Genomic DNA, 23455 nt, shown 5'->3' on the forward strand with positions numbered 1-23455 from the left:
GGCTACGTCGACCGGTGCGTCTATGCCTGTGCGTAGACGTACCGGTCGATCACGTAGTCGGCGATCGCCATCGACGAGGTCGCTGCCGGTGACGGCGCGTTGCGCAACAGCGTCACCGGCCCGACCTGATCCACGTCAAAGTCGTCGAGCAGCGCGCCGTCTCGCCCCCAGGCCTGCGCTCGAACCCCGGCCGCGGTCTTGGCCGTGAGATCCGACATCCGCAGTTCCGGGATGAAGCGACGGGCCTTGCGGTAATAGAGGGGCTTCAGCAGCGATCCGCTGATCTCGTCGACACCCATCCGCCAGTGCTGCTTCGCCAACGCGCCGGCTCCCGGCCAGCGCAACGAGTCCCAGGTGTCCTTCGGCGACACCGTCAGCCAGCGGTAACCTTCCCGGGCGAGCGCGGGCACGGCGTTCGGGCCGACGTGGATGTCGTCGTAGACGCCCCGGGTGAAGTGCACGCCGAGGAACGGGAAGCGCGGATCGGGCACCGGGTAGATCATGCCGGTGACCAGCCCGTTCCGGTCGGGATTCAGTGACCAGTACTCGCCGCGGAAGGGCAGGATCTTCGGTGACGGGTCGGCACCGACCAGGCGGGCGACGACGTCGGAGTGCAGTCCGGCGCAGGCGATCACCCGGTCGAAGACGTGCTCCGACAGCTGCGTGCGCACCCGCACGGCGGCGCCCTCCAATTGCATCGCGACGACCTCCTCGCCGAGCAGGATGGCGCCGCCCGCCGCACGCACGTCGTCGGCCATCGCGTCGGTGATGGCCGCGTAGTCGACGACCGCGGTGTGCGGCGAATGCACCGCCGCCACCCCGGCGACATGTGGTTCGAGGCTGCGCAGGTGGGCGGCGTCATCGATGCGGACGAGGTCCGGCACCCCGTTCGCCCTGGCCCGCTGCTCGATGTCGGCGAGCGCCGCCAGTTCCGACTCGTCCACCGCCACCACTAGCTTGCCCACCTCCCGGTACGGCAGGCCCTTCTCCTGGCAGAAGTCGCGGATCGCGTCGCGCCCGGCCACGCAGAGCTGCGCCTTCAGCGAGCCCGGCTTGTAGTAGAGGCCGGCGTGCACCACCCCCGAGTTATGCCCGGTCTGATGCGCGGCGAGCCGGCCTTCCTTCTCGAACACCGTGACCTCGCCGAGGCCCCGCCGAACCAGTGCGCGGGCCAGCGCGATGCCCACGATTCCGCCACCGATGATGCCGATGCGCTCGCTCATGTCAGTGGCTCCTTATGCCAGCAGTACTGACGCGAGTGTAGAGGCGGATGTCGCGTCTCGGCTAGCTGATTATGATTCCGGTAACGAGGAGACGCCGATGAGACGCCGGATCACGCCCGAGGTGCAGCTACTTCGTCAGAACCTGCCCGTGCTGCGCGCCCTGGCGGCGGAGGATCTGGAGTACGCCAGCGATCTGAGCGGCGTTACGGTCACCCCCTTCATCGGCGAGTACGGCTGGCTCTGGCGGCTGCGCTGGGAGCAGGTGCAGCACTCACCGGTCGATCTCGACTGGATCGCCGGGCTCATCATCACCGAGACCGGCCAGGTGGTGGGGCATGCCGGGTTCCATTCCGCTCCGGATGCCGCGGCCTCCGTTGAGGTGGCGTACTCGGTCGACCCGGCGCACCGCCGCAACGGATACGCCCGAGCGGCACTCGGCAGGCTCCTCGACCGGGCCCGCCGCGACGGCGTCGCGGTGGTTCGGGCGTCGATCTCGCCAGACAATGTCGGCTCGCAGGCGGTGATCGCCCGCTTCGGGTTCGTGCAGGTCGGCGAACAGTGGGACGACCACGACGGGCTGGAGCTGGTGTTCGAGCTGCCGCTGCAGCCTGGCGGTCACGGCATCAGCGGTGCGTGAACTCCGGCGTCCGCTTCTCGGTGAACGCCGCCATGCCTTCCTTCTGGTCATCGAGCGCGAAGGTGCCATAGAACGCGTGCCGCTCGAACCGCACCCCCTCGGTCAGAGTCGACTCGTAGGCGGCGTTCACCGCAGCCTTGGCGGCCTGCGCCACCGGCAGCGACTTCTCGGCGATCGCGGTCGCGGTGGCGATGGCCTCGTCGAGCAGCGCATCGGCGGCAACCACGCGTGCCACCAGCCCTGAGCGTTCCGCCTCGGCGGCATCCATCGTGCGGCCGGTCAGGATCAGCTCCATCGCCTTGGCCTTGCCGATCGCGCGGGTGAGCCGCTGCGTGCCGCCCATCCCGGGGATGACGCCCAGGTTGATCTCCGGCTGGCCGAACTTCGCGGTGTCCGCGGCGATGATGATGTCGCACATCATCGCGACCTCGCAGCCGCCGCCGAGTGCGTAGCCGGCCACCGCGGCGATCGTCGGGGTGCGCACGGCGGCGAACCGGTCCCAGGGCGCGAACAGTTGGGTGCTCGAGACATCCTGAAAGCTCTGTTCTGCCATCTCGGTGATGTCGGCGCCCGCGGCGAACGCGCGCTTCGAGCCGGTGAGCAGGATGGCGCCGATGCCGGGGTCGGCGTCGAACTCGGCGGCGGCGGTGACCACCTCGTTCATCAGCGCGCCGTTCAGGGCGTTCAGCGCACCTGGCCGGTTCAGCGTGATGATGCCGACGCGCCCGCGGCGCTCAACCTGGATCGTCTCGTAGTCGGTCATGCCGGTCCTTCCCCGGCGCTGCGCGCGCGGATGTTGGTGATGATCGCCGAGAAATCGAGCCCGGCTCCGCCCTCGTCGGCGAACCGACGGTAGATGGCGCTCGCCAGCGATCCTAGTTCGGCATGCACTCCGGTTGCGGCGACGGCGTGCTCGGCGAGTCCCAGGTCTTTTGCCATCAGGGCGCCGGCGAAGCCTGGCTGGTATGCGCGGTTTGCCGGGCTGGTCGGCACCGGGCCGGGCACCGGGCAGTTCGTGGTCAGCGCCCAGCATTGCCCGGACGCGTTGGAGGCCACGTCGAACAGGGCCTGGTGGGTCAGCCCCAGCTTCTCGCCGAGCACGAACGCCTCACTCACCGCGATCATCGACGCCCCGAGGATCAGGTTGTTGCACACCTTCGCCGCCTGCCCGAGACCGGATGCCCCGCAGTGCACCACGCGCTTGCCCATCGCCTGAAGAATCGGTTGCGCCTCGGCGAAGTCCCGGTCGGCGCCGCCGACCATGAACGCCAGCGTGGCGGCCTCGGCGCCGACTACTCCGCCGGAGACGGGCGCATCCAGGTTCCGGTGCCCGGCGACCGCGGCCAGCTGGTGGGCGGCCCGCGCATCGTCGACGGCGATGGTCGAGCAGTCGATGAACAGGGTCCCCGGCGACGCGATGTCGAGCAGCCCGCCCGTGTACAGGCCGATGACCTGCTCACCGGTCTGCAGCATGGTGATGACGACGTCGGCGGTTGCCGCAGCCTCCACCGCATTGGCCGCGAGCGGGATGTCGCGGGTGCGCGCGGCATCCACCGCGGCTTGCGTGATGTCGAACCCGGTGACCTGGTACCCGGCGGCCATCAGGTTGACGGCCATCGGCAGGCCCATGTGGCCGAGCCCGATGAATGCGATCGTTGTGCTCATCTTCGTACTCCAATCGGTGCGCAACGCGGCTCAGGGGGTGTCGAGGAGTGCCCGACCCACGATCAGCCGCATGATCTCGTTGGCGCCCTCGACGATCTGGTGTACTCGCAGGTCGCGCACCACCTTTTCGATGCCGTACTCCGCGAGGTAGCCGTATCCGCCGTGCAGTTGCAGGGCCGCGTTGGCGGCGGCGAATCCGGCGTCGGTGGCGTGGCGTTTGGCCATGGCGCAAAGCACGGTGGCGTCGGCCTGCTCGGCATCGAGCGCCTGCGCTGCGTGTCTGAGCAGCAGCCGCGCGGTCTGCAGGTCTGTGCCGCGGTCGGCGATCTCGAAGACCAGGGCCTCCTGGGCGGCAAGCGGTCGGCCGAACGCCTGCCGGTCCGCGAGACGCCGCACTGTCTTGTCGAGCGCCCACTGTCCGCCGCCCACCGAGCAGGCGCCGATGTTGATCCGGCCGCCACTCAGCCCCCGCATGGCCTGGGCGAAGCCGGCGCCCTCCGCGCCGATCCGGTTGTCGACCGGCACCCGCACGTTCTCGAAGATCACCTGCCGCGTGGGTTGCGCGTTCCAGCCCATCTTGCGTTCGTTGGCGCCGAACGACAGGCCAGGCGCCTCCAGTGGCACGAGGATGGCGCTGATCCCGGTGGCCCCGGCCTCCCCGGTGCGGGCCAGCACGAAGTACACGCTCGATGACCCGGCGCCCGAGGTGAACTGCTTCACCCCGTTCAGCACGTACTCGTCGCCGTCGCGCACGGCGGATGTCGTGAGCGCGGCGGAATCCGAGCCGGCGCCGGGCTCAGTCAGGCAGAAGCTGGCGAACGACTGCATCGCGGCGAGGGCGGGCACGAAGCGGCGACGCTGCTCGTCGGTGCCGTTCTGGTCGATCATGCCGACCACCATGTTGTGAATCGAGATGTACGCGGCGATCGACGGGTCTCCCGCCGCGAGTTCCTCGAAGATCAGCACCGCGTCGGCGTGGGTGAGCCCCAGTCCGCCGACATCCTCGGCCACGCAGATTCCGCCGAGCCCCAGCTCGCCTGCCCGGTGCAGCGTGTCAACCGGGAAGTGCTTGGCCTGGTCCCATTCGAGAGCGTGGGGTGCCAGTTCGGTCTGGGCGAAGTCGCGCACCGTCTCGACGAGCGCGCGTTGTTCGGTTGCCAGATCGCCCATGATCGCTCCCCACTTCGCGACGGCTGCAGTGCCGCCGCTGTCGGCTGTTGAGACAAGCTAGTTGAGGACAAGCTAATGCCGCCCGCCGCGCTTCCGCTACGGTGCGCCGGATGTCGCGCGCTCGGTCAGTCGCGGCGAGTGGCCACCGTGACGGTGAATTTGCTGTTGCGGGCGACCTCTCGCACCGGTCCGACCAGTCGGGTCAGCGCCGCCTTGTACGTCAGGTGGGAGTTCCACACCGCCCAGAGTTGCCCGCCCGGGGCGAGCACGCGGCCGGCGTCCTCGAACAGTTTCAGGGCGATGCCCGCGTGCACCGCCGATTCGATGTGGAACGGCGGGTTGAGCACGATCAGCCGGGCCGACGCATCCGGTTGCCCGCTGAGCGCGTCATCCCGCACCACCGTGACGGCATCGGCAACGTCGTTGGCGATTGCGGTGGCGCGAGCGGAGGCCACAGCGGCAGCGGACTGGTCGGTGGCCAGCACCCGGTGCCCGCGCCGGGCGAGCCACGCGGCGATCACACCGGTGCCGCAGCCGAGGTCGATGGCGTCGGATGTCGGGAGCGTCGTGTTCTCCAGGGCGGACAGCAGGAACCGCGTGCCGATGTCCACCTTGGTGCCGGCGAACGCGGCGCCGTGTGCACAGACCCACAACCCGAGTTCGTCGTCGAATGCCCGGCGCGGCCAGGTGGGCGGCTGGTCGAGCCCCCCGCGGTGCTGCGGTTCCCGAGCCACCAGCAGCCGCGCCTTCTGCCGTGCATGGCTCACATCGAGCCGGCCGAAGTGGCGGCCGAGTACGTCGTTCATCGCGACGCTCATGTGTTTCACCATGCCGCCGGCGAACAGCACCACGTCGTCGGCGGCGTGCGAGGCGACGAGCTCGGCGATCTCGTCGAGCGCGTCCAGGCTGCGCGGCAGACGCAGCAGCACCACTCGGGCGCCCGTCACGAGCGACGCGTCCAGCGGGTGCCTGCTGAATGCGACATCCGACCCGCGCGCGTTGTTGTCCAGCGCCAATTCGCCACTCAGCGGGTCTTGGTGCACCCGAACGCTGCGGGCGCCGTGCTCGTGCAACGCCCCCAGGGTCAGCGCACCGTACCGGTCGCCGATCACCACCACGTCAGCACCGGTCAGGGCTGCGGATGCCTCGGCGAGCAGCAAGCGGTCGGCCGCGTCGACGGCGAACAGGTTGTCGGCCTCGACATCCGGCCAGCGCCGCAGCGCATCGAGCGAGAAGTCAGCCACGGCATCCATCGTCCCATGCCTGCGCCAGCTCACCCTCCGCTGGTTGAGCTCCGTCGAAACCCGCGCGGCGAGACTACGACGTTTCGCGCGGGATGTGCAGCGGGTGCAGCGCGATCGGCTCCGGCATGCCGCCGCCCATCGCGACGCTCACCATGCGCACCATTTCGTGTCCGACCCGGTCGATGTCGATGGCCATGCTGCTGATCGCCGGGCGGGCGTGCCGGGCCAGCGGCAGCTCCTCGCACGAGATCAGCGCCACATCGCCGGGCACGCGCAGACCGAATGCCTCGAGTGCCCGGATGGCGCCGAGCGCGATCGGCACGGTGCCCACCACGATTCCGTCGACGACGGGGTCGGAGCTGAGCTGGCTGGTCAGCGCCCGCAGGCTGTCATCGTACGAATAACCGGTCCAGGCCACCCGTTCCGGGCCGTGGCCGGTAATGCTCTGCAGATAGCCGTCCCGCAGCTCCCCGGAGTGGAAGCCGCCAGTCGGCCCCGGCAGCAGCACGATATTCCGTGCGCCGCGTTCCACCAGGTGCGCGGTGGCGGCGGCACCGACCTGCCGGTAGTTGACCCGGAGCGCCGAGATGTCGAGATCGCCTGGATCACCGACCGTGATGCCGACGGCGATCCCGCGGGCGGTGGCGGCGGCGAGGGCGTCGTAGACCGCACCGGATGCGACGTCGTCTCCGGTGGCGATGATGATGCCGTCGACTCCCTGCCTCGACAGCCGTGAGACGACCGGGGCCAGCCGGTCGTCGTCGCTGCCGAGATCGGCGAGCACCACGTTCAGGCCCCGGGTGTCCGCGGCGTGCGCGACCGCCTTAGCGAGTGCCCCGTTGAACGGCTGCGCGAAGTCACGCACCAGCAGCGCGATGGTGCCGCTGCGACCGCTGCGCAGGCTGCGGGCAACGCTGCTCGGCACGTAGTTGAGCTCGGCCGCCGCCTGCTGCACCCTGGCCAGAGCATCCTTCGACACGCTGTCTGGCTCGTTGAGCACCCGGGAGACCGTGGTTCGGGACACGCCGGCGCGCCTCGCGACGTCGAGAATCGTCGGGGGCGAAAATCCTTCGGGTAAGGGTGCCACGGACTCATCGTGACACGCCGACGGCCCACGGGGACGTCCCGTTCTGCCCACACTTTCCGGGGCACGCAAACGGGGGCATGCCCCGGCTGATATCACCTGCGCCGCAGCGGATTCCAGACCACGAGTTGGGTGTTGCGCGGCGTACGGGTGCCCGCCCGCAGGGTCACGACGTCGCCGTCCTGGCCGGCGGCGAACACGCGGCGGCCGGGCCGGGTGAGCAGTTCATCGGCGAGCGTCGCCTCGAGGTCGCGCACCCTGGCCTGCAGCGCAGTAACGAGGTCTTCGAGGTCGATGATCCGCCGGATGCCCTCAAGGTTGAGGCCTTCTCCGCTGAGTCGCGCGACCTCCCGCAGCTTCACAATGTCGTGCATGGAGTACCGGCGTGACTTGCCGGGGGTCCTGGTGGGCGAGACGATGCCCAGACGGTCGTATTGCCGCAGGGTCTGCGGGTGCATGCCGGCCAGCTCCGCCGCGACGGTGATCGCGAACAGCGGGGAGTGCTCGTCCATGCCTCCCTCTCCGGTTGCCAGTCCCATGGTGTCCCCAACCTACCCGCGGGCGCGGGCGATCAAGTCGGTTCGCGGGTTCTCCTCCGGCATGGCGGCGGCGAACGCCTCCAGCCGTTCGCGGGCGTCGGTCGACAGGTGGCTGGGAACAGCCACCTGCACCGTGGCCAGCAGGTCGCCGGTGCCCTTCTCGGTTACGACTCCGCGCGACTTGACCCGCAGCACCCGGCCGCTCGGCGTGCCGGGGGCTACCTTGAGTTTCACGGGAGGCCCGCCGAGCGTGGGCACCTCGATGGTTGCGCCGAGGGTTGCCTCGACGAAGGTCACCGGAACGTCGACGCGCAGGTTGAGTCCGTCGCGTTCGAACACCGGGTGTGGGCGCACCGTGACCGAGAGCACCAGGTCGCCCGATTCTCCGCCGTCGGGGCTCGGTTCGCCCTTACCCTTGAGCCGGATCTTCTGCCCGTCGGCGACACCGGCCGGGATCCTGACCTTGAGCGGTCGACTGGCGCTGCCCTGCAGCTCGACGGTGTCACCGTGAATGGCGGTGGTGAATTCCAGGGTGACGGATGCCGTGAGGTCGCGGCCCTTGCTCGGACCGCCGAACCCGCGGAAGCCGCCGGAGGGGGTGCCGAACCCTCCGCCCTGGTTTCCGAACATGCCGCTGAAGATGTCGTCGAAGTTGCCCTGGCGGGCGCGTGCACCGGCGCCCTGGCCGCCGAACATGCCGCCGAAGACGTCCTCGAAGCCGCCGGTCTGGCCAGCGCCACCCGCGGTGAACCGGGCTCCGGACCCCATCGCGCGGATCTGGTCGTACTCGCGCCGCGAGTCGGCGTCCGACAGCACGGAGTAGGCCTCGCTGATCTCCTTGAACTTGGCTTCAGCGGCCGCGTTGCCCGGGTTTGAGTCGGGGTGGTACTGCCGGGCGAGCTTGCGGTACGCCTTCTTCAGTTGTGCTTCCGAGACATCCTTGGAGACGCCGAGGAGGGAGTAGAAATCCTTGTCGAACCAGTCTTGGCTCGCCATTCGGTGCCTCCGTTGCTGTTTACGTGTTGATTCGTCTGTCGAGTTTGGCCCTTGGTCGGTCGAGCTTGTCGAGACCACTCTCGACAAGCTCGACCGACGGGGGGTGTTACTCCGCCGGAACGGCCACTGCCACCTTGGCGGCGCGGATCAGCCGGTCGTTGAGCGCGTACCCGATCTCGATGACATCGGCGATCGTGTTGACCTCGACGCCCGGTGTCGGCAGCTGCACCAGCGCCTCGTGCAGGTGCGGGTCGAACGCGTCGCCCTTCTCGCCGACCTTGTGCAGCCCGTACTTCTCAAAGCCGCCACGGAGCTTCTGCGCGATCAGCGCAAACGCGCTGCCCTCTGCCAAGTCGCCGTGCGTCTCGGCGCGATCGAGATCGTCGATCACCGGCAGCAACGACCGGATGACCTCGGCGATCACCGACTCGCGGTTCGCCTGCCGGTCACGCTCCACCCTGGTGCGGAAGTTGACCAGCTCGGCTTGCACGCGAAGCAGGTCGTCGCGCATCTCGGCCAGCAGGTCCTGCTCCGCCTGGTCGAACATCTCCTGATCGGCGTCGGAGAAGCCAGAGTCGGTCGAGGTCTCCTGGTCGGGGCCTTCGGCCTCGATCAGGTTCTCGTGACTGGTCGCGTCGCCGTCCTCGGAGTGCGGTTCCGGCAAGCCCTCATTGGATGTCTTGTCGTCGGCCACTACTTCTTCGTCTCCTCTTCATCGTCAACGACCTCGGCGTCGACGATGTCCTCGTCGGTGCCGGACTGCGGCTGCTCGGCGCCATCCGCCTGCGGGGCGGACGCGTCAGCCTGGCTCGACGCGTAGATCGCCTCGCCGAGCTTGGTCTGGCTCTCGCTGAGCTTGTCGAAGGCGGTCTTCACGGCCGTCTCGTCGTCGCCGGCCAGCGCCGACTTCAGCGCGTCGACATCCGCCTGCACCTCGGTCTTCACCTCGGCGGGCAGCTTGTCGTCGTTGTCCTTGATCAGCTTGTCGATCGAGTAGGCCAGCTGCTCGGCGTTGTTGCGCACCTCGGCCGACTCACGGCGGGCCTTGTCTTCTGCGGCGTGCTCCTCGGCCTCGCGCACCATACGCTCGATGTCTTCCTTCGGCAGCGACGAGCCGCCGGTGATGGTCATCGACTGCTCCTTGCCAGTGCCCTTGTCCTTGGCGGACACGTGCACGATGCCGTTGGCGTCGAGGTCGAAGGTGACCTCGACCTGCGGGATGCCGCGCGGAGCCGGCGCGATGCCGGTGAGCTCGAACGTGCCGAGCGGCTTGTTGTCGCGGGTGAATTCGCGCTCGCCCTGGAAGACCTGGATCGCCACGGACGGCTGGTTGTCGTCTGCGGTGGTGAAGGTCTCGCTGCGCTTGGTCGGGATCGCGGTGTTGCGCTCGATCAGCTTGGTCATGATGCCGCCCTTGGTTTCGATGCCAAGCGACAGCGGGGTGACGTCGATGAGCAGAACGTCCTTGCGCTCGCCCTTCAGCACGCCGGCCTGCAGCGCGGCGCCAACGGCGACGACCTCATCGGGGTTCACGCCCTTGTTGGGCTCCTGGCCGCCGGTCTCCTGCTTCACCAGCTCGCTGACCGCGGGCATGCGGGTGGATCCGCCGACCAGCACCACGTGGGCGATGTCCGACAGCTTGATGCCGGCTTCCTTGATCACGTCGGTGAACGGCTTCTTGGTGCGGTCGAGCAGGTCGCTGGTCATCTGTTCGAACTGGGCGCGGCTGAGGGTCTCGTCGAGGTTCGCCGGGCCGTTCTCGGTGAGCGACAGGTACGGCAGCTGGATGCTGGTCGACATGGAGCTGGAGAGCTCCTTCTTCGCCTGCTCTGCTGCTTCCTTCAGGCGCTGCTTGGCGATCTTGTCGTTCGAGACATCCACACCGGTGGTTTCCTTGAACTTCTTGATCAGGTGGTCGACGATGCGCTGGTCCCAGTCGTCGCCGCCGAGGCGGTTGTCACCGGCGGTGGCGCGCACCTGGATGGTGGAGAAGTCGTCGTCCTTGCCCACTTCGAGCAGCGACACGTCGAAGGTTCCGCCGCCGAGGTCGAAGACCAGGATGAGTTCGTCTTCCTTGCCCTTGTCGAGGCCGTAGGCGAGCGCGGCGGCAGTCGGCTCGTTGATGATGCGCAGCACGTTCAGGCCGGCGATCTCACCGGCCTCCTTGGTGGCCTGACGCTCGGCGTCGTTGAAGTACGCGGGAACGGTGACGACCGCGTCGGTGACCGGCTCGCCGAGGTACTGCTCGGCGTCGCGCTTCAGCTTGCCCAGAATGCGCGCCGAGATCTCCTGCGCTGTGTACTTTTTCTCGTCGATCCCGACGGTCCAGTCGGTGCCCATGTGGCGCTTGACACTCGCGATGGTGCGGTCGACGTTGGTGACGGCCTGGCGCTTCGCGGTCTCACCGACGAGCACCTCGCCATCCTTGGTGAACGCCACCACAGACGGCGTCGTGCGGAAGCCTTCCGCGTTGGCGATTACCTTCGGTTCGCCACCTTCGAGAACCGACACAACAGAGTTGGTGGTTCCCAGGTCGATTCCTACTGCTCGAGCCATGCGTCTTACGCTCCTGTACCCGGTCCCTGAGGCTCTCAAAGGGACCACTAAATAGCTAAAGCCGCTCCGAGAGCCTCGGCGGCCACATCCATCACAAGAGTTGAGTCTTGCGGTATCAAGTTTCTACCCCACCGGATTTGCTGTCAAGTTCGCTGGCTGAAAGTTGAGTGTGAGTGGCTCAAGTTTTTGGTGCTCGGCGTAGCGCCATCCGTTTACCGTCTGGCGCTAGCGTGTCGCCATGAGCGAAACGCCCGGCACTGTTGCGACGCCCGCAGCATCCTTCTCGACCACCGGCCTGGATCTGCAGGGTGAGCGCGACATCCCGCGCAAGCAGGTGCGGTCGTGGGCGATGTGGGACTGGGCAACCCAGCCGTTCAACTCGGTGATCCTCACCTTCGTCTTCACCGCGCTCTACCTCACCACCGAAACTTTCCTCGACCCGTCGATCGCCGCCTTGCCTGACGGCGACCCGGCGAAGGAACGGGGTCTCGCCGACCTCGCGAGCGGCTTCGGACTCGCCACCACCATCGCCGGTCTTGCGGTCGCCGTCACCGCGCCGGTGCTCGGCCAGCGCGCCGACGCTTCTGGCCGTCGCAAGTTCTGGCTGCTGGTGTACACGGCAGGGCTCGTGGCGTGCATGGCGTTGCTCTTCTTCGTGCAGGCCGACCCGGCGTACTTCGTGCTCGGCGTCTCGCTGATCGCGATCGGCAGCGTCTTCAGCGAGTTCGCCGGCGTCAACTACAACGCCATGCTGGTGCAGGTGTCGACGCCGAAGACCGTCGGCAAGGTGAGCGGTCTCGGCTGGGGGCTCGGCTACATCGGCGGCATCGTGGCCCTGGTGATCGTGGTGGCCGCTTACGCCTCGGACTGGTTCGGGCTGCCGCAGGAGGATGGTCTGCCGTTCCGTCTGGTCGCGGTGGGTTGCGCGATCTGGGCGGTGGTGTTCGCCATCCCGTTCGCCCGGAACGTTCCCGAACTGGCCGTCGGTCCCACGCGCGAGCGAGTGAGCGTCTTCCGCAGCTACCTGCAGCTCGGCAAGGATATTGCCCGGCTGTTCCGTGAGGCGCGCCCGACGTTCTGGTTCCTGCTCGCCAGCGCGGTGTACCGCGACGGCCTCGCCGGGGTTTTCGCCTTCGGTGCGGTGATCGCGTCGGTGAGCTTCGGCTTCGAGTTCCTCGAGGTAGTGGTGTTCGGCATCGCCGCGAACCTCGTCGCCGGAGTCAGCACGATCATCGCCGGGCGCTTCGACGACCGTTTCGGTGGTCGTGCGGTGATCCTCACCGCGCTGATCGGCCTGGTCGTCGCGGGCACGGCGGTGTTCGCCCTGCACGACGCCGGCAAGATCGTGTTCTGGATCGGCGGCCTGATGCTCTGCATGTTCGTCGGCCCCGCGCAGGCTTCCAGCCGGTCGTTGCTGGCCAGGGTGACCCCGGCCGGACGCGAGGGCGAGATCTTCGGCCTGTACGCCACCACCGGACGCGCGGCGAGCTTCATGGCACCCGCCCTGTGGACGACCTTCATCGCCGCGTTCGGGGCAGCATACTGGGGCATCCTCGGCATCGTCGTGGTGCTCGCGGTCGGCCTCGTGCTGATGCTGTTCGTGCGGATGCCCGCGGGCACGCGCGGTTAAGTAAGGGAAACCGGTTGATGGCGCGGTCGCGCGGTGAGCTTGAGGTTTGCGTCCGCGGCGGTAGTGTGCCGGTATGGCAGCGCAGCCCAGACCCATCGGATTTTGGCTCAAACTACTCGACCGTCTCATCGACGAGCATTTCGCCGAGGTGCTCGAAGAGCACGGCGTGACTCGTCGCCAATGGCAGATCCTCAACGTACTGTCGGCCGGCGAGGCCACCGTCGAGCACCTGGATGAGGCGGTCGCCCCGTTCCTTGCCGAGGGGGAGGGTGAATCCTCGCTCGAGCACCTCACCGAACTGATCGAAAGCGGTTGGGTGAGCGCGACCGAAGCCGGCTACGAGATGACCGACCGCGGTCGGCTCGCGTTCCAGAAGCTCAGCGAGGTGGTGAGCGAGCTGCGCGACTACGCCGGCGAGGGCGTCAGCGCCGAGGAATATCAGCAGACGCTCCAGGTGCTGGAAACGATGGCCCGCAACCTCGGCTGGGACGACGCCGCCGAGTAAACACAGCCGAGTAGCCCGCTCACTAGGCTCGAGGGGTGTCCGAACTCCACCACCTCACCGCCCAGGAGCAGTGGGACCTGCTGCACCGCGGCGAGCTGACCCCGTCCGAGCTGACCGAGCACTACCTCGCCCGCATCGAACGGCTGGACGCCGAGTTGGGCGCGTTCATCACCGTGACACCGGATGCCGCGCGCCAACGCGCCCGCACCCTCGAGCAGGCCGTGCCGAAGTCCGCACCGCTCTGGGGGCTGCCGTTCGGCGACAAAGATCTCACCATGCGCACCGGGGTGCGCACCACCTACGGTTCCCGGCTGTTCGAGAACTTCGTGCCCACCGAGTCCGACGAAATGGCCCAGGTGCTGGATGCCGCGGGCGGCGTGAGCCTCGGCAAGACCAACACCCCCGAATTCGGCATGACCGGGTACACCGAGTCGGCGGTGGCGCCGCCCGCCCGCAACCCGTACGACCTGACGCTCGGAGCCGGCGGCTCCAGCGGGGGAGCGGCCACCGCCGTGGCGGCCGGCCTGCTGCCGTTCGCCCCGGCATCCGACGGCGGCGGCTCGATCCGGATCCCCGCGTCCTCAACCGGGCTGGTGGGGGTGAAGCCCTCGCGAGGGCTGGTGCCCGCGGCATCCGGTGTCGACAAATTTGCCGGCCTCGCGGTCGGCGGCCCGATCGCCCGCACCGTCGCGGATGCCGCCATGCTGCTCGACGCCATGGTCGCGGCCGGTCCCTACCCGTTCGCGCTGCGCGCCCCGGTGTCCGCCGACGGGCCGCTGCTCGGCGCCGCCATCCGTGGCGAGGGACGCTTCCAGCTGGGCGTGATGACCACGTCGCCGTGGGATGACGCGCTCGACATCCGTCTCGACCCGGCGGTTGTCGAGTCACTCGAGCTGGCGACATCCGAACTCGACGCGCTCGGCCACGGGCTGGAGCAGATTGCGCTGGAGCCGTCGGATTACCCCGAGCTGTTCACCACCATCTGGCAAGCGAGCGCCGTGACGGTGCCCGCCGACGGCGACGAGCTCGAGCTGCTGCAGCCGCTCAGCCGCTGGCTGGTGGAACGCGGGCGGCGGCTGCCGGCCCGCGACATCCTGCTGGCCCTCAGTGCCGCCAGCCGCTTCGAGCGCTCGGTGATTCGGCAGTTCTCCCGGTTCGACGCCGTGCTGACCCCGACCCTGGCGCTGCTGCCGCAGCCGATCGGCTGGTACGACCAGATTGATGGCCAACGCAACTTCAACCAGCAGGTGCAGGTGGGCCCGTTCACCAGCTTCGTGAACGTCTCAGGGCTGCCGGCGATCACGCTGCCGGTGCACCAGACCGAGGCCGGGATTCCGGTCGGGGTGCAGCTGATCGGCCGTCCCGGCGGGGAGGCCACCCTGCTCGCGATCGGCGCCCAACTGGAGCGCCGAATCCAGTGGCAGCGACGGCACCCGGCCGCCTGGAATCAGTAGGCTCCGCACCGCCCGAAAGACCGATTTCACCCCGCCCAAAATCGGTAACTTTTCCGCAATAAAAAGTACGTATGATGACCGTGGCGATCGTCGACGCCCTAGCAACATCCTGTCCATTCGGGGCTCTCCCGCGGGACCGTTCGAAAGTGCACCACCCCGCCATGGACAGCTCCACCCTCGTCATCAACCTGCTCGGATTCGCGGCCACCGCGACCGGCATTTTTCTCTGGATCCCGCAGGCGCGGATCACCTGGCAGAACCGGAACGACGCCGCCCGGCTGGCCGGGATCTCATCCAGCACGCAGTGGCTGGTGGTGGTCTCCGGACTGTTTTGGATCGCCTTCGGCGTGCTGTCCAATTCGTTCTGGGTGATGGCCCCCTGCCTGGTCAGCGTGCCGCTGGCGCTGGCCACCGTCGTCGTGGTGCGCCGCGGCCGCCACTTGCCGCCGCCCACCATCTCGGTGTCGATCATCGACTCGTCGGAGTTCGTCGACACGTTCGTCGACACCACCGAGAACCTCGCCGAGAGCACGCAGACCAGCTCAATTCCGATCGTCATGACCGGCGAGTCTGCCGACGTCGGAGTTCCGATCATCGTGACGAGCGAGTTGGACGAGGCCGGAGTGCCGAGCGTCGCTGTGGCGAGCGGCTCGTACACCTCGACCGGCTCGATCCCGATCCGGATTTAGCCCAGGCCGCCCTCGCGAAGCACTGCGGGGTCCGCGCCGAGCATCAGCAGCCGGGCGGACATTGCGGCGCGGGCGCGGGCGTACGGGACATCCGAGTCCTGCAGCAGCGACCGCGAGTTCGCCTCGGCCGTTAGCGCGAGCATCTCGAACGCAAGCTGCTCGGCATCGTCCAGCAGCGGCAGCTCCCGCTGCTCGATCGCGAACCGGATGGACGCGGTGAGGTAGCCGTCCCACTCGGCGAGGGCGGCCACCACGGCGTCACGGACCGGTCCCGGCTGGGAGTCGTACTCCGCCGCGGCGGCGAGGAAGAAGCATCCGCCCGGGAAGGTGCGACCAGACGAATAGTCGAGCCACAACTGCACCAGGGCAGTCAGCCGACGGATGCCGCGGGGCTGAACCCGCGCGGGTTCGATGACCGTCGCCACGAAGATCTCGCGGGCGGCGGCCACCACGGCCAGTTGCAGCTGCTCCTTGGAGCCGAACAGCGCGGCGACGCCGCTCTTGCTCGCCCCGATCGAGCCGGCGAGACCGCCGATGGACAGGCGCTCGAGCCCGTGCACCGACGCCGTGTTGACCGCGCTCGACAGCGCGGCGCGGCGGGACTCGTCTCCCCGCGCCCGGCGGCCATCAACCTGTTGCATCTCGCCAGTTTAGTAGTACGATCGTCCGTATTGTTAGTAGTACGATCGTTCGTATTGTTCCGCAGCCGATCTGGAGGCACCGATGCCCGCCGCACTGACCACCGCCCGAGCCGCAATCGCCGCGGCATCCGCCCTGTCGCCCAGGCTCGGCGCAGAACTCGCCTTGCCGCTGTTCATGCGGGTCGGTCCGAGGATGCCGGTGCATCCGCGAGACCTGGCCACCCATGAGGCCGCTCGGCGCAGCAGCATCAGGGTGAACGGCAAACGGGTCGCGGTCTACGAGTGGGGGCGCGGCACCGAGGTGGTGCTCCTGGTGCACGGGTGGCAGGGACGCGCCTCGCAGCTCGCGTCGCTGGTGCGCGAGTTGCTCGCCGAGGGTTTCACCGTGGTGAGCTTCGATGCGCCGGCGAACGGCGACTCCGCCGGGCGCGGCACTTACATCGTCGAGTACATCGACGCGATGCGGCAGCTCGAGCGGCAGCACGGCGGCTTCCACACCGTGGTCGGGCACTCCCTCGGGCTGCTCGCCGCGCTCACCGCGATCGGTGACGGCATGCGCATCGGGCGGCTGGTCGGCCTGGCCGGGGTCGCCGAGGCGAACAGCCTGGTCGAGGGCTTCGCGTCGGTCATGCGACTGACTCCGGCGACCACCGCCGCGCTGCGAGAGGTGTTCCAGCGCCGGGTCTTCCCGGGGCAGCCGGACCTGTTCGAGCGGTTCTCGGGGCTCAAGCATCCGGTGGCCGTGCCGGTGCTGCTGGTGCACGACCGCGGCGACCGCACCGTGCCAACCAGCCAGTCAGAGGCGCTGGCAGCCGCGCACGACGGATCCCGGCTGGTGATCACCGAGGGGCTCGGGCACAATCGCATCCTCGCCGCCGACGAGACGCTCGACGCGGTACTCGAGTTCGTCAGCGCGGGCGACCGCGTTACAGCCTGACTCGCCAGCTGCGGGCGGCACGGGTTAGCCCGATCGCCCGCCACTGCCAGAACAGCCACAGCCCCACCCAGACCAGGGGTGTCACAGCTCCGGCCGAGAAGCTGAGCTGGTCGCGGTAGAGGGTGCGGCCGTCCGCGGTGGCCGAGATCGCGATGCGGTGATCCCAGGAGTCGATCACCGCGAGCGGGCCGGACAGCGCGTGCCCGGAGTCGGTCATCATCCGCACCCCGTTGCGGCGTTCTGTGAAGGCCACGTCGATGGTCTGCGTGCCGATCGGGATGGCACCGAACAGCCGGAGCGCCACCGGGTGCGGCAGCCCGGGCGTCCAGCGGTCGGGAAACCCGGCGACGGTCAGCGACTCGAAGGTGGCGAGCGGGGCGGACACCGCGCGGAACGCCTCCGGTCGCGCGATCGCGGCCCACGCGGCATCCGGTTGGCAATTAAGAACCAGCTTCAGCCGCACCCGCATGACGCGCTATTTGCCCGGCCGGCCGGCCTCGGTCACCGAGACATCCGTGCGGTGGAAATTCTGGAACGACCGGGATGCCGTCGGCCCCCGCTGCCCGTGATACCGCGAGCCGTACACGCTCGAGCCGTAGGGGTACTCGGCCGCGGAACTCAGCCGGAAGAAGCAGAGCTGCCCGATCTTCATGCCGGGCCAGAGCTTGATCGGCAGGGTGGCCACGTTGCTCAGCTCGAGCGTGACGTGACCGCTGAAGCCGGGGTCGATGAAGCCGGCGGTGGAGTGGGTCAGCAGGCCGAGCCGGCCGAGCGAGCTCTTGCCCTCGAGCCGCGCCGCGACGTCGTCCGGCAGGGTGATCTGCTCGTAGGTGGCGCCCAGCACGAACTCGCCGGGGTGCAGGATGAACGCCTCGTCGGGCATCGTCTCGACCATGTGGGTCAGCTCCGGCTGGTCCTCGGCGGGGTCGATATAGGGGTACTTGTGGTTGTCGAACAGCCGAAAGAAGCGGTCGAGCCGCACGTCGACGCTCGACGGTTGCACCATCTCGAGCTCGAGTGGATCGAGCCCGATCCGGCCCGCGTCGATCTCCGCCTTGATGTCCCGGTCCGATAGCAGCACGTGCCTAGCCTAGTAACGACGAGGGGCACCGGATGTCGCCATCCGATGCCCCTCGAAGCGTTGAGCGTGTCAGCCCATGGCTAGACGGTGGTGTACCCGCCGTCGACCAGCACATAGGCGCCGGTCATGAAGCTCGCCTTGTCGGAGAGCAGGAACGTGGTGACGTTCGCGATCTCCTCCGGCTGGCCCAGCCGGCCCAGCGGGTGCTTGCCCTTCAGCCCGGCGAGCACCTCCTCTGGCGCGGTCTTCAGCAGCGGGGTGTCGATGTAGCCAGGGCCGACCGCGTTGATGCGGAGGCCCTGGGCACCGTACTCGGCGGCGGCGTTCTTGGTGAGGCCGACCACCGCGTGCTTGGTGGCGGTGTACGCCGAGTTGCCGAGCGCTGCAACCGTGCCGTGGATCGACGCCATGTTCACGATCGCGCCCTCGGCGGCGCCGGCCTTCAGGATCTCGGGGATCTGGTAGCGCATGCCGTAGAGCACGCCGCTGAGGTTGATGCCGATGACGCGGTCCCAGTCCTCGAGGTCAATCTCACCGGTCGGGGCATTGGCGCCGCCGATGCCGGCGTTGTTGACCGCGTAGTTGAGGCCACCGAAGGTCTCGACGGCGAAGTCGACGGCCTTCTTGCTGTCGTCGGCCACCATGGTGTTGGCCTTGAAGGGTGCGGCGCTGCCACCGGCGGCCTTGATCTCGTCGACGACCCGGGTCGCGGCATCCAGGTTGATGTCGACGACGACCACGTTCACGCCGTTCTGGGCGAGGTCCTTGCTGATCGCCTCGCCGAGCCCCGAACCGCCGCCGGTTACCAGTGCTGTCTTGCCTTCGAAGTTACCCATGATGTGTCCTCCTGCGCGGGATTGTGTCCTGCAGTCATTGAATCCTGACCGACCGGTTCCGGCCCGTCATTGATAGCTAACTCGCAGTTCGGCCGGTTTATTCCATACTTATGCATAAAACTGAGCAGTCGACAATTCGGCCTCGCATTGGGAACGCCGCGATAGGATAGGGCAGTCGTCATCTCTGGATGCCGCACGCGGATGTAGTTCAATGGCAGAACTTCAGCTTCCCAAGCTGATAGCGCGGGTTCGATTCCCGTCATCCGCTCCACGTGTCAATTCTCAGGCTATGCGACACCTCACCGCTGTCGATCGCAAAGATAGTTTTCGTAACGCACAGATAGTTTTCGTAACGCAAGGTAGTTTTCGTAGCGACCTTCCCTCACTATCCGACGGTGGTGTCATTCGCGTCGCCGTCGCCCGCGACGCTGATCACCGGACGGGCCAGTTACCAAAGTAAATCGACTCAAGACTTGTCGCGGTTGAGGTTCCTTGACCGGGCACATCAACGGGCGGGGCTTGCGGGAATTGGGAGAAGACAGTTCGTCCATGCCAACGTTTTCAAAGCGGGTCCGCGTGCGCAACCGTATCGGCGCGTTCAGCAGGAGCCGAGCGGCAGCCCGTTCAACGTCCCGTCACCGCGACGTCTGCTCAGCGACCGGCGTATACATCTCCAGCTGGGTGCGCAGGGAGGTCCGGGCGCGATGGTATCGACTACGCACTGTTCCTTCCTTCATCCTGAGCACTCGGCTGGCCTCCGCCAGGGTGAGTCCGTCCCAGTGGTGGAGCCGGATGATTTCTCCATCTACCTCGTCGAGAGTGCGGAGCGCGGCGTGGAGACCGTCGAAGTCAGGGACGTCCACAAAGCCCGGGCGTGCCGTCACGGCAAGGAGGCTCCGCAGTCGATCGACTAGGGCGTGCTGGCGTGTCTTCCCGCGGTAGTGATGCAGCAGTACGTTTCGCGCGATGCCGAACATCCAAGGACGTACCTCATCATCCTCTGAGGGAAGTGCTGCCGCGCGCTTCCACAGGACGAGGAGCGTCTCCGCCAGCAGATCGGCGGCATCGTCGGGCGGGTCCACTCTGCGCGCAAAGTAGGACAGCAGCACGGGAGAATTGGCGGTGACGGCATCCTCGATGCGCTTCGTCGTCTGACCCGCGCGAGCTCTCACTGATCCTCCGGCACACAAGTCATGCCCCAACCGTCGACCGCGCGGGATGCGCCTGCTTCACTAAGCCACAGCACCCCGGGGAACGTCGCATCCGCGAAGGACTCGATGACGGGGGCGAGCGCGTTGCTGACGCGGACTTCCCCGCCGGGATCGTCTTTCATGGGACCTGCGTTGTCGTACAGACGCTGGCCGAGGCCAGACCAGTCGTGAGATGCGATAGCGGCGTCCAAAACTTGCCGGTCACCGGGCTGCGGGTTTCGCAATTCAATCCACACTCGACAGGTCTCTACGTGACCGCCCTCCGCGATCCAACCAACGGGGATCGGTACCTCACTCCGGATGTTCTCCAGCGGCATGCTCACACCACCCCAGTGAGACATCATGACCGTCGCCGTGCCCGCCCCTGCTGTCAGGACGAGGGCACCGCCCGCCAGCAGGGTCGGTAGAGCCCAACGTGGCCGCGGTAACCTTCCTCGCCGAACCCGTGCAGGCATTGTCTGCATAGCCGCGCGCTCAGCTTCCTTTGTAATCGCTTGCGGAATGGGCGCAACCGCGGACTGCAGCAGGCCATCTAGCTCTGTATCGTTCACCGAATCCTCCCGGGGTTATTACCTACTCATTCCCGGCTACGCCTTGATCGTTGCACGCCTCTGGTAACGAGGTGTTTGCCGCGGCCGTGGCCACCGCTCGCTGTGGTTCTCACAGCCCTCCCTGTAGGCCTGACAATCGCCCGGTTAGGGTCCCGCTCGCGGGTGGTTGGCTGAAGGATGCGCGAATCTGCTGCCCTTCCCGCTTTGAGTGACCGGATAGTCTCGACGAATGGCGACGCGTACCTGGACCGTGCGAACTCGAGACGCGTTGGCCGCGGCGACCGTCTGGCTACCATTCCTTACGTTCCTCATGACATGGGTGTTGTGGGCAGATGATCTGCCTACAACAGTGACGCTTCGGAACGACTTGAATAGCGAGAATGCCGCTGCGCTACCGGTCTGGCTCATTGCCATTGGACTCGGAGTGGTTCTCCTTGGCGCGGGCATCGGTGCGAGCAGCGTGGTGCCGGAGGGTCCCAATGATTCTTCGAGCAGGCGAACTCCGTTGTTTTGGGCAGGAGCGGTCGCCGGTTTCACCTGCGCAATCTGGATCTTTCAGTCCTGGGCTGCAATGTATCCACCGGCAGATCCATCGCGCTTCAATGCACTTGCCGGCTTTGCGACCATCGGTGCAGCACTCTATGGGTTGCTCCCGTTCTCCATCTCGAAGCCTCCATCACAAGACACTTTGGAGCATGATTCCGAAGAATCAGGCGATAGCTCAGGAGCTCCTTAGAGCAAACTGCGCAGCCGCGCCAATATTTTCGGAATCTGAGGCGAATCCCAACAGCCGGCGACACTACCGCCATGTAAATCGAAGGGCGCGAACTCGTGGGCTGAAGTGCCCGCTGAGCGTCCGTCACACTGGATGTTTTGCGGCGAGGAGCCATGGACTTGTCCAGCGTTAGCTTCTTCGCTCGGTCAACGCACTCTCACTGCTACAAGTTCTTCCCGCCCGACGCCACCCCTAGCGAGTGGGTCCTGCCATTCAACACGGAGCGGTCTTGGTCCGACCCTTGGCCCGGCGAGGCTGCTAGATTGCCCGCATGACGGACGATCATCCCGCAACCTCAGCCCAGCCCTACTCGGGCCGGGCGATCGGGGCCCTCGTCGTTGGGCTCGCGTCGATTGTGCTCGTGTCCGTGTCAATATGGCTCGGCCTCGTCGTTGCGGCCGCGGCGGTTGTTCTTGCGTTGGCGAGTCGCCGTGAGCTCAAAGCGCGGCCTGACCTTCGCGGTTTTCGTCTTTCCCTAGCAGCCTTCTTGGCTGGCGCGGGTGTGCTGCTATTCAACGGGCTTCCACTCCTCATTTCGATCACACTTGTGACTGTCGCAACAGGGCTACACGAGAGCTTCTGACCTGGAGCAATCGATGCCGTCTTCTCCCGAAGAAGCACTCCGCTTTCAGGAGGCTCATCAAGCGAAGCATCCCAACGGTCTGCAGATACCGGTGTACAAATGCGGCCGGCCTATTCGCCCCAGCAGTCGGCGCGCTTGTCTGGTATGTCGCCGGACGGCACCCCTTTTGGCCGCCCGATGAGCGTCCGGCTTGCGAGCGCGTCGGCAAACGTTCCGCTACGGGAATCCGTTCCCAGTTCGATCTCGGGGCCAGCTCCTCCGCGTCGCTGGGCCCCATAGGGTGGCCTCATGAGCCTGCAGTCCGATGATCTGCTCACCGGCCCCCGTGGAAGACGGCTGTGTCTTGCGTTCGCGCTGCAAGGATGGGATCCAAGGCGTGGTCCCCTTGACGGGCTCCGCGAAGCCGTGTTCTTCGCCTCCTTTGCTCTCGACCCTGGACGTGGCACATCAGCGAGAGTGCTTTTCGGGGCAGGTGCGGACCAGCCGCCGCCACAGCCTTCACCCAAAGACGTAGGGCGCATTCTGGAAGATGTCCCGCTTGCAGAGACCAACGAACGCACCCTGCTGTTCTCGCTGACAGCGGCAGTGGACAACGCGAGGTACTGGCAAGAACCCGACGGCGAAGACATTCTCGCCACGACGCCTGAGGTTCGCGCGGCGCTCGTGCGCGTAGCCGAAGCCATCACCGCGTCCTCCTCCGCAGCCTGGTGGGCCGATTCGATGGACGAAGGCGAGCAGTGGGAAGTCACCTTCACCGAAACAGCAGGCACAGGCACGACAAGAGCAACGAAGACCGCTCTTGAGACGCTCGAAGCGTGGCCCGCCCTGCAGATCGAGGAGGAACTTGCCGCGAGCCGCGACCGACCCATCAACCCCGAAGCTAACTGGAGCGGGACATGGTGGTCAAAACCGCCTACTGGGTTGCCCCGAACAACGCGTGCGCTCGAAGGACGGGGGCCCGTGGCCCTGTGGCTCGTCGAAGACGGACTCGGCTGGAAGGCAGCCACGGCCGAACGAATCCACCTCCCCGTCGACGCGCGAGTATACGAGATCGATGGGCCTGCAGCCTGGGCCGAGCTGTGCCGGCGCTACCCGATGGAAGTCACGGCATCCCGCCGACACGACTGGTACCGCACCACAGGTCGGAATAGTCGTTGGGTTATCCCTGACTGGGCGCAGGTCCAGCACGACCACGACGCGGTACATCTCACGGTCGGCGGCTACCTGACCACCGCAGGGCGCGCTATTCCAGTCGATGATGATCTTGCGACCGTGCTGGCTGGCTGGGACCCGGACCAGACCTACTGGCTCCGAGACCTCGCTCACGACACGTCAACTCGTCAAACATGGACATACGACAGGGACCGCGAGATCTGGCAGCTTGGAACGAGCCGGTAGGGACATCCGACCATTCGCCACTCTGCAAGCGGAAGCCGACTGAGGGTCCC

Annotated in this window: 25 protein-coding genes and 1 tRNA gene; 10 read left to right on the forward strand and 16 right to left on the reverse strand. The window is 67.2% G+C overall.

The window, feature by feature from the left end; all coding sequences use genetic code 11:
- Window positions 1-20 precede the first annotated feature (20 nt).
- Entirely contained in the window at window positions 21-1223 is a 1203-nt protein-coding gene (gene lhgO, locus HCT51_RS17585) for an L-2-hydroxyglutarate oxidase (RefSeq protein WP_166880751.1), read from the reverse strand.
- A 97-nt stretch (window positions 1224-1320) separates the two neighbouring features.
- Here lhgO and HCT51_RS17590 point away from each other — a divergent pair, with 97 nt between their 5' ends.
- A complete protein-coding gene (locus tag HCT51_RS17590) occupies window positions 1321-1860 on the forward strand; it encodes a GNAT family N-acetyltransferase (protein ID WP_166880749.1) in 540 nt (179 codons plus the stop codon).
- Here the strand turns inward: HCT51_RS17590 and HCT51_RS17595 are convergent.
- The 9 genes from HCT51_RS17595 to dnaK all read right to left on the reverse strand — a co-directional run bounded on the left by HCT51_RS17595 (window position 1847) and on the right by dnaK (window position 11114).
- Window positions 1847-2623: an enoyl-CoA hydratase gene (locus HCT51_RS17595; protein ID WP_166880747.1), complete on the reverse strand. Its 777-nt coding sequence runs from the start codon at window positions 2621-2623 to the stop codon at window positions 1847-1849. The genes HCT51_RS17590 and HCT51_RS17595 overlap by 14 nt on opposite strands.
- On the reverse strand, window positions 2620-3525 hold the full coding sequence (gene mmsB / locus HCT51_RS17600) for a 3-hydroxyisobutyrate dehydrogenase (RefSeq protein ID WP_166880745.1): 906 nt from the start codon (window positions 3523-3525) through the stop codon (window positions 2620-2622). Before mmsB ends, HCT51_RS17595 begins: the two co-directional genes overlap by 4 nt.
- 30 nt (window positions 3526-3555) lie before the next feature.
- Window positions 3556-4695 (reverse strand): acyl-CoA dehydrogenase family protein, encoded by a 1140-nt coding sequence (locus HCT51_RS17605; protein ID WP_166880734.1) that lies wholly within the window; start codon window positions 4693-4695, stop codon window positions 3556-3558.
- A gap of 125 nt (window positions 4696-4820) precedes the next feature.
- Entirely contained in the window at window positions 4821-5948 is a 1128-nt protein-coding gene (locus HCT51_RS17610; RefSeq protein ID WP_166880732.1) for a class I SAM-dependent methyltransferase, read from the reverse strand.
- Window positions 5949-6012: 64 nt separating this feature from the next.
- Window positions 6013-7122 carry a LacI family DNA-binding transcriptional regulator gene (locus tag HCT51_RS17615; RefSeq protein ID WP_370626864.1) on the reverse strand — a complete coding sequence of 370 codons (1110 nt, stop codon included), beginning with the start codon at window positions 7120-7122 and terminating at the stop codon, window positions 6013-6015.
- Window positions 7119-7535 (reverse strand): heat shock protein transcriptional repressor HspR, encoded by a 417-nt coding sequence (locus HCT51_RS17620; protein ID WP_166880845.1) that lies wholly within the window; start codon window positions 7533-7535, stop codon window positions 7119-7121. The genes HCT51_RS17615 and HCT51_RS17620 overlap by 4 nt, the downstream gene beginning before the upstream one ends.
- 39 nt (window positions 7536-7574) lie before the next feature.
- Window positions 7575-8558, reverse strand: a complete 984-nt coding sequence (locus HCT51_RS17625) for a DnaJ C-terminal domain-containing protein (protein ID WP_166880730.1) — start codon at window positions 8556-8558, stop codon at window positions 7575-7577.
- A 106-nt stretch (window positions 8559-8664) separates the two neighbouring features.
- Window positions 8665-9252 carry a nucleotide exchange factor GrpE gene (locus tag HCT51_RS17630; RefSeq protein WP_166880727.1) on the reverse strand — a complete coding sequence of 196 codons (588 nt, stop codon included), beginning with the start codon at window positions 9250-9252 and terminating at the stop codon, window positions 8665-8667.
- On the reverse strand, window positions 9252-11114 hold the full coding sequence (gene dnaK / locus HCT51_RS17635) for a molecular chaperone DnaK (protein ID WP_166880725.1): 1863 nt from the start codon (window positions 11112-11114) through the stop codon (window positions 9252-9254). The genes HCT51_RS17630 and dnaK overlap by 1 nt, the downstream gene beginning before the upstream one ends.
- A 238-nt stretch (window positions 11115-11352) precedes the next feature.
- Between dnaK and HCT51_RS17640 the strand changes: the two genes are divergently transcribed.
- The 4 genes from HCT51_RS17640 to HCT51_RS17655 all read left to right on the forward strand — a co-directional run bounded on the left by HCT51_RS17640 (window position 11353) and on the right by HCT51_RS17655 (window position 15392).
- A complete protein-coding gene (locus HCT51_RS17640) occupies window positions 11353-12744 on the forward strand; it encodes an MFS transporter (RefSeq protein ID WP_166880723.1) in 1392 nt (463 codons plus the stop codon).
- A gap of 73 nt (window positions 12745-12817) precedes the next feature.
- Window positions 12818-13249 (forward strand): MarR family transcriptional regulator, encoded by a 432-nt coding sequence (locus HCT51_RS17645; protein WP_166880721.1) that lies wholly within the window; start codon window positions 12818-12820, stop codon window positions 13247-13249.
- Window positions 13250-13284: 35 nt separating this feature from the next.
- The gene (locus HCT51_RS17650; protein ID WP_166880718.1) at window positions 13285-14703 is read left to right on the forward strand and encodes an amidase; all 1419 of its coding nucleotides are present in this window, start codon (window positions 13285-13287) and stop codon (window positions 14701-14703) included.
- A gap of 161 nt (window positions 14704-14864) precedes the next feature.
- On the forward strand, window positions 14865-15392 hold the full coding sequence (locus HCT51_RS17655) for a hypothetical protein (RefSeq protein ID WP_166880716.1): 528 nt from the start codon (window positions 14865-14867) through the stop codon (window positions 15390-15392).
- Here HCT51_RS17655 and HCT51_RS17660 read toward each other — a convergent pair.
- A complete protein-coding gene (locus HCT51_RS17660) occupies window positions 15389-16033 on the reverse strand; it encodes a TetR/AcrR family transcriptional regulator (RefSeq protein WP_166880713.1) in 645 nt (214 codons plus the stop codon). The two genes, HCT51_RS17655 and HCT51_RS17660, sit on opposite strands and share 4 nt — an antisense overlap.
- 82 nt (window positions 16034-16115) lie before the next feature.
- On the opposite strand from HCT51_RS17660, the gene HCT51_RS17665 reads away from it, so the two are divergent.
- Complete coding sequence (locus HCT51_RS17665) at window positions 16116-16970, forward strand: alpha/beta fold hydrolase (protein ID WP_166880711.1); 855 nt, start codon at window positions 16116-16118, stop codon at window positions 16968-16970.
- On the opposite strand, the gene HCT51_RS17670 is transcribed toward HCT51_RS17665, so the two are convergent.
- The 3 genes from HCT51_RS17670 to HCT51_RS17680 all read right to left on the reverse strand — a co-directional run bounded on the left by HCT51_RS17670 (window position 16960) and on the right by HCT51_RS17680 (window position 18887).
- Complete coding sequence (locus HCT51_RS17670; RefSeq protein WP_166880708.1) at window positions 16960-17439, reverse strand: hypothetical protein; 480 nt, start codon at window positions 17437-17439, stop codon at window positions 16960-16962. The genes HCT51_RS17665 and HCT51_RS17670 overlap by 11 nt on opposite strands.
- A gap of 6 nt (window positions 17440-17445) precedes the next feature.
- Window positions 17446-18051: a dCTP deaminase gene (gene dcd, locus HCT51_RS17675; RefSeq protein WP_166880705.1), complete on the reverse strand. Its 606-nt coding sequence runs from the start codon at window positions 18049-18051 to the stop codon at window positions 17446-17448.
- 80 nt (window positions 18052-18131) lie between these two features.
- The gene (locus HCT51_RS17680) at window positions 18132-18887 is read right to left on the reverse strand and encodes an SDR family NAD(P)-dependent oxidoreductase (RefSeq protein ID WP_166880703.1); all 756 of its coding nucleotides are present in this window, start codon (window positions 18885-18887) and stop codon (window positions 18132-18134) included.
- A gap of 197 nt (window positions 18888-19084) precedes the next feature.
- Between HCT51_RS17680 and HCT51_RS17685 the strand changes: the two genes are divergently transcribed.
- Window positions 19085-19158: transfer RNA gene (locus HCT51_RS17685), tRNA-Gly, on the forward strand.
- Between the two features lie 364 nt (window positions 19159-19522).
- Here the strand turns inward: HCT51_RS17685 and HCT51_RS17690 are convergent.
- Together HCT51_RS17690 and HCT51_RS17695 are read right to left on the reverse strand one after the other, a co-directional pair.
- Window positions 19523-20059 carry an RNA polymerase sigma factor gene (locus tag HCT51_RS17690; RefSeq protein ID WP_166880700.1) on the reverse strand — a complete coding sequence of 179 codons (537 nt, stop codon included), beginning with the start codon at window positions 20057-20059 and terminating at the stop codon, window positions 19523-19525.
- Entirely contained in the window at window positions 20056-20220 is a 165-nt protein-coding gene (locus tag HCT51_RS17695; protein ID WP_166880698.1) for a hypothetical protein, read from the reverse strand. Before HCT51_RS17695 ends, HCT51_RS17690 begins: the two co-directional genes overlap by 4 nt.
- Before the next feature lie 658 nt (window positions 20221-20878).
- On the opposite strand from HCT51_RS17695, the gene HCT51_RS17700 reads away from it, so the two are divergent.
- The 3 genes from HCT51_RS17700 to HCT51_RS17710 all read left to right on the forward strand — a co-directional run bounded on the left by HCT51_RS17700 (window position 20879) and on the right by HCT51_RS17710 (window position 23405).
- Window positions 20879-21385, forward strand: a complete 507-nt coding sequence (locus HCT51_RS17700) for a hypothetical protein (RefSeq protein ID WP_166880695.1) — start codon at window positions 20879-20881, stop codon at window positions 21383-21385.
- Between the two features lie 310 nt (window positions 21386-21695).
- Window positions 21696-22007 (forward strand): hypothetical protein, encoded by a 312-nt coding sequence (locus tag HCT51_RS17705; RefSeq protein WP_166880693.1) that lies wholly within the window; start codon window positions 21696-21698, stop codon window positions 22005-22007.
- Between the two features lie 288 nt (window positions 22008-22295).
- Window positions 22296-23405: a hypothetical protein gene (locus HCT51_RS17710; protein WP_166880691.1), complete on the forward strand. Its 1110-nt coding sequence runs from the start codon at window positions 22296-22298 to the stop codon at window positions 23403-23405.
- The last annotated feature ends 50 nt before the right edge of the window (window positions 23406-23455 follow it).

It is taken from the genome of Salinibacterium sp. ZJ450, assembly GCF_011751885.2.
GTDB lineage: Bacteria > Actinomycetota > Actinomycetes > Actinomycetales > Microbacteriaceae > Ruicaihuangia.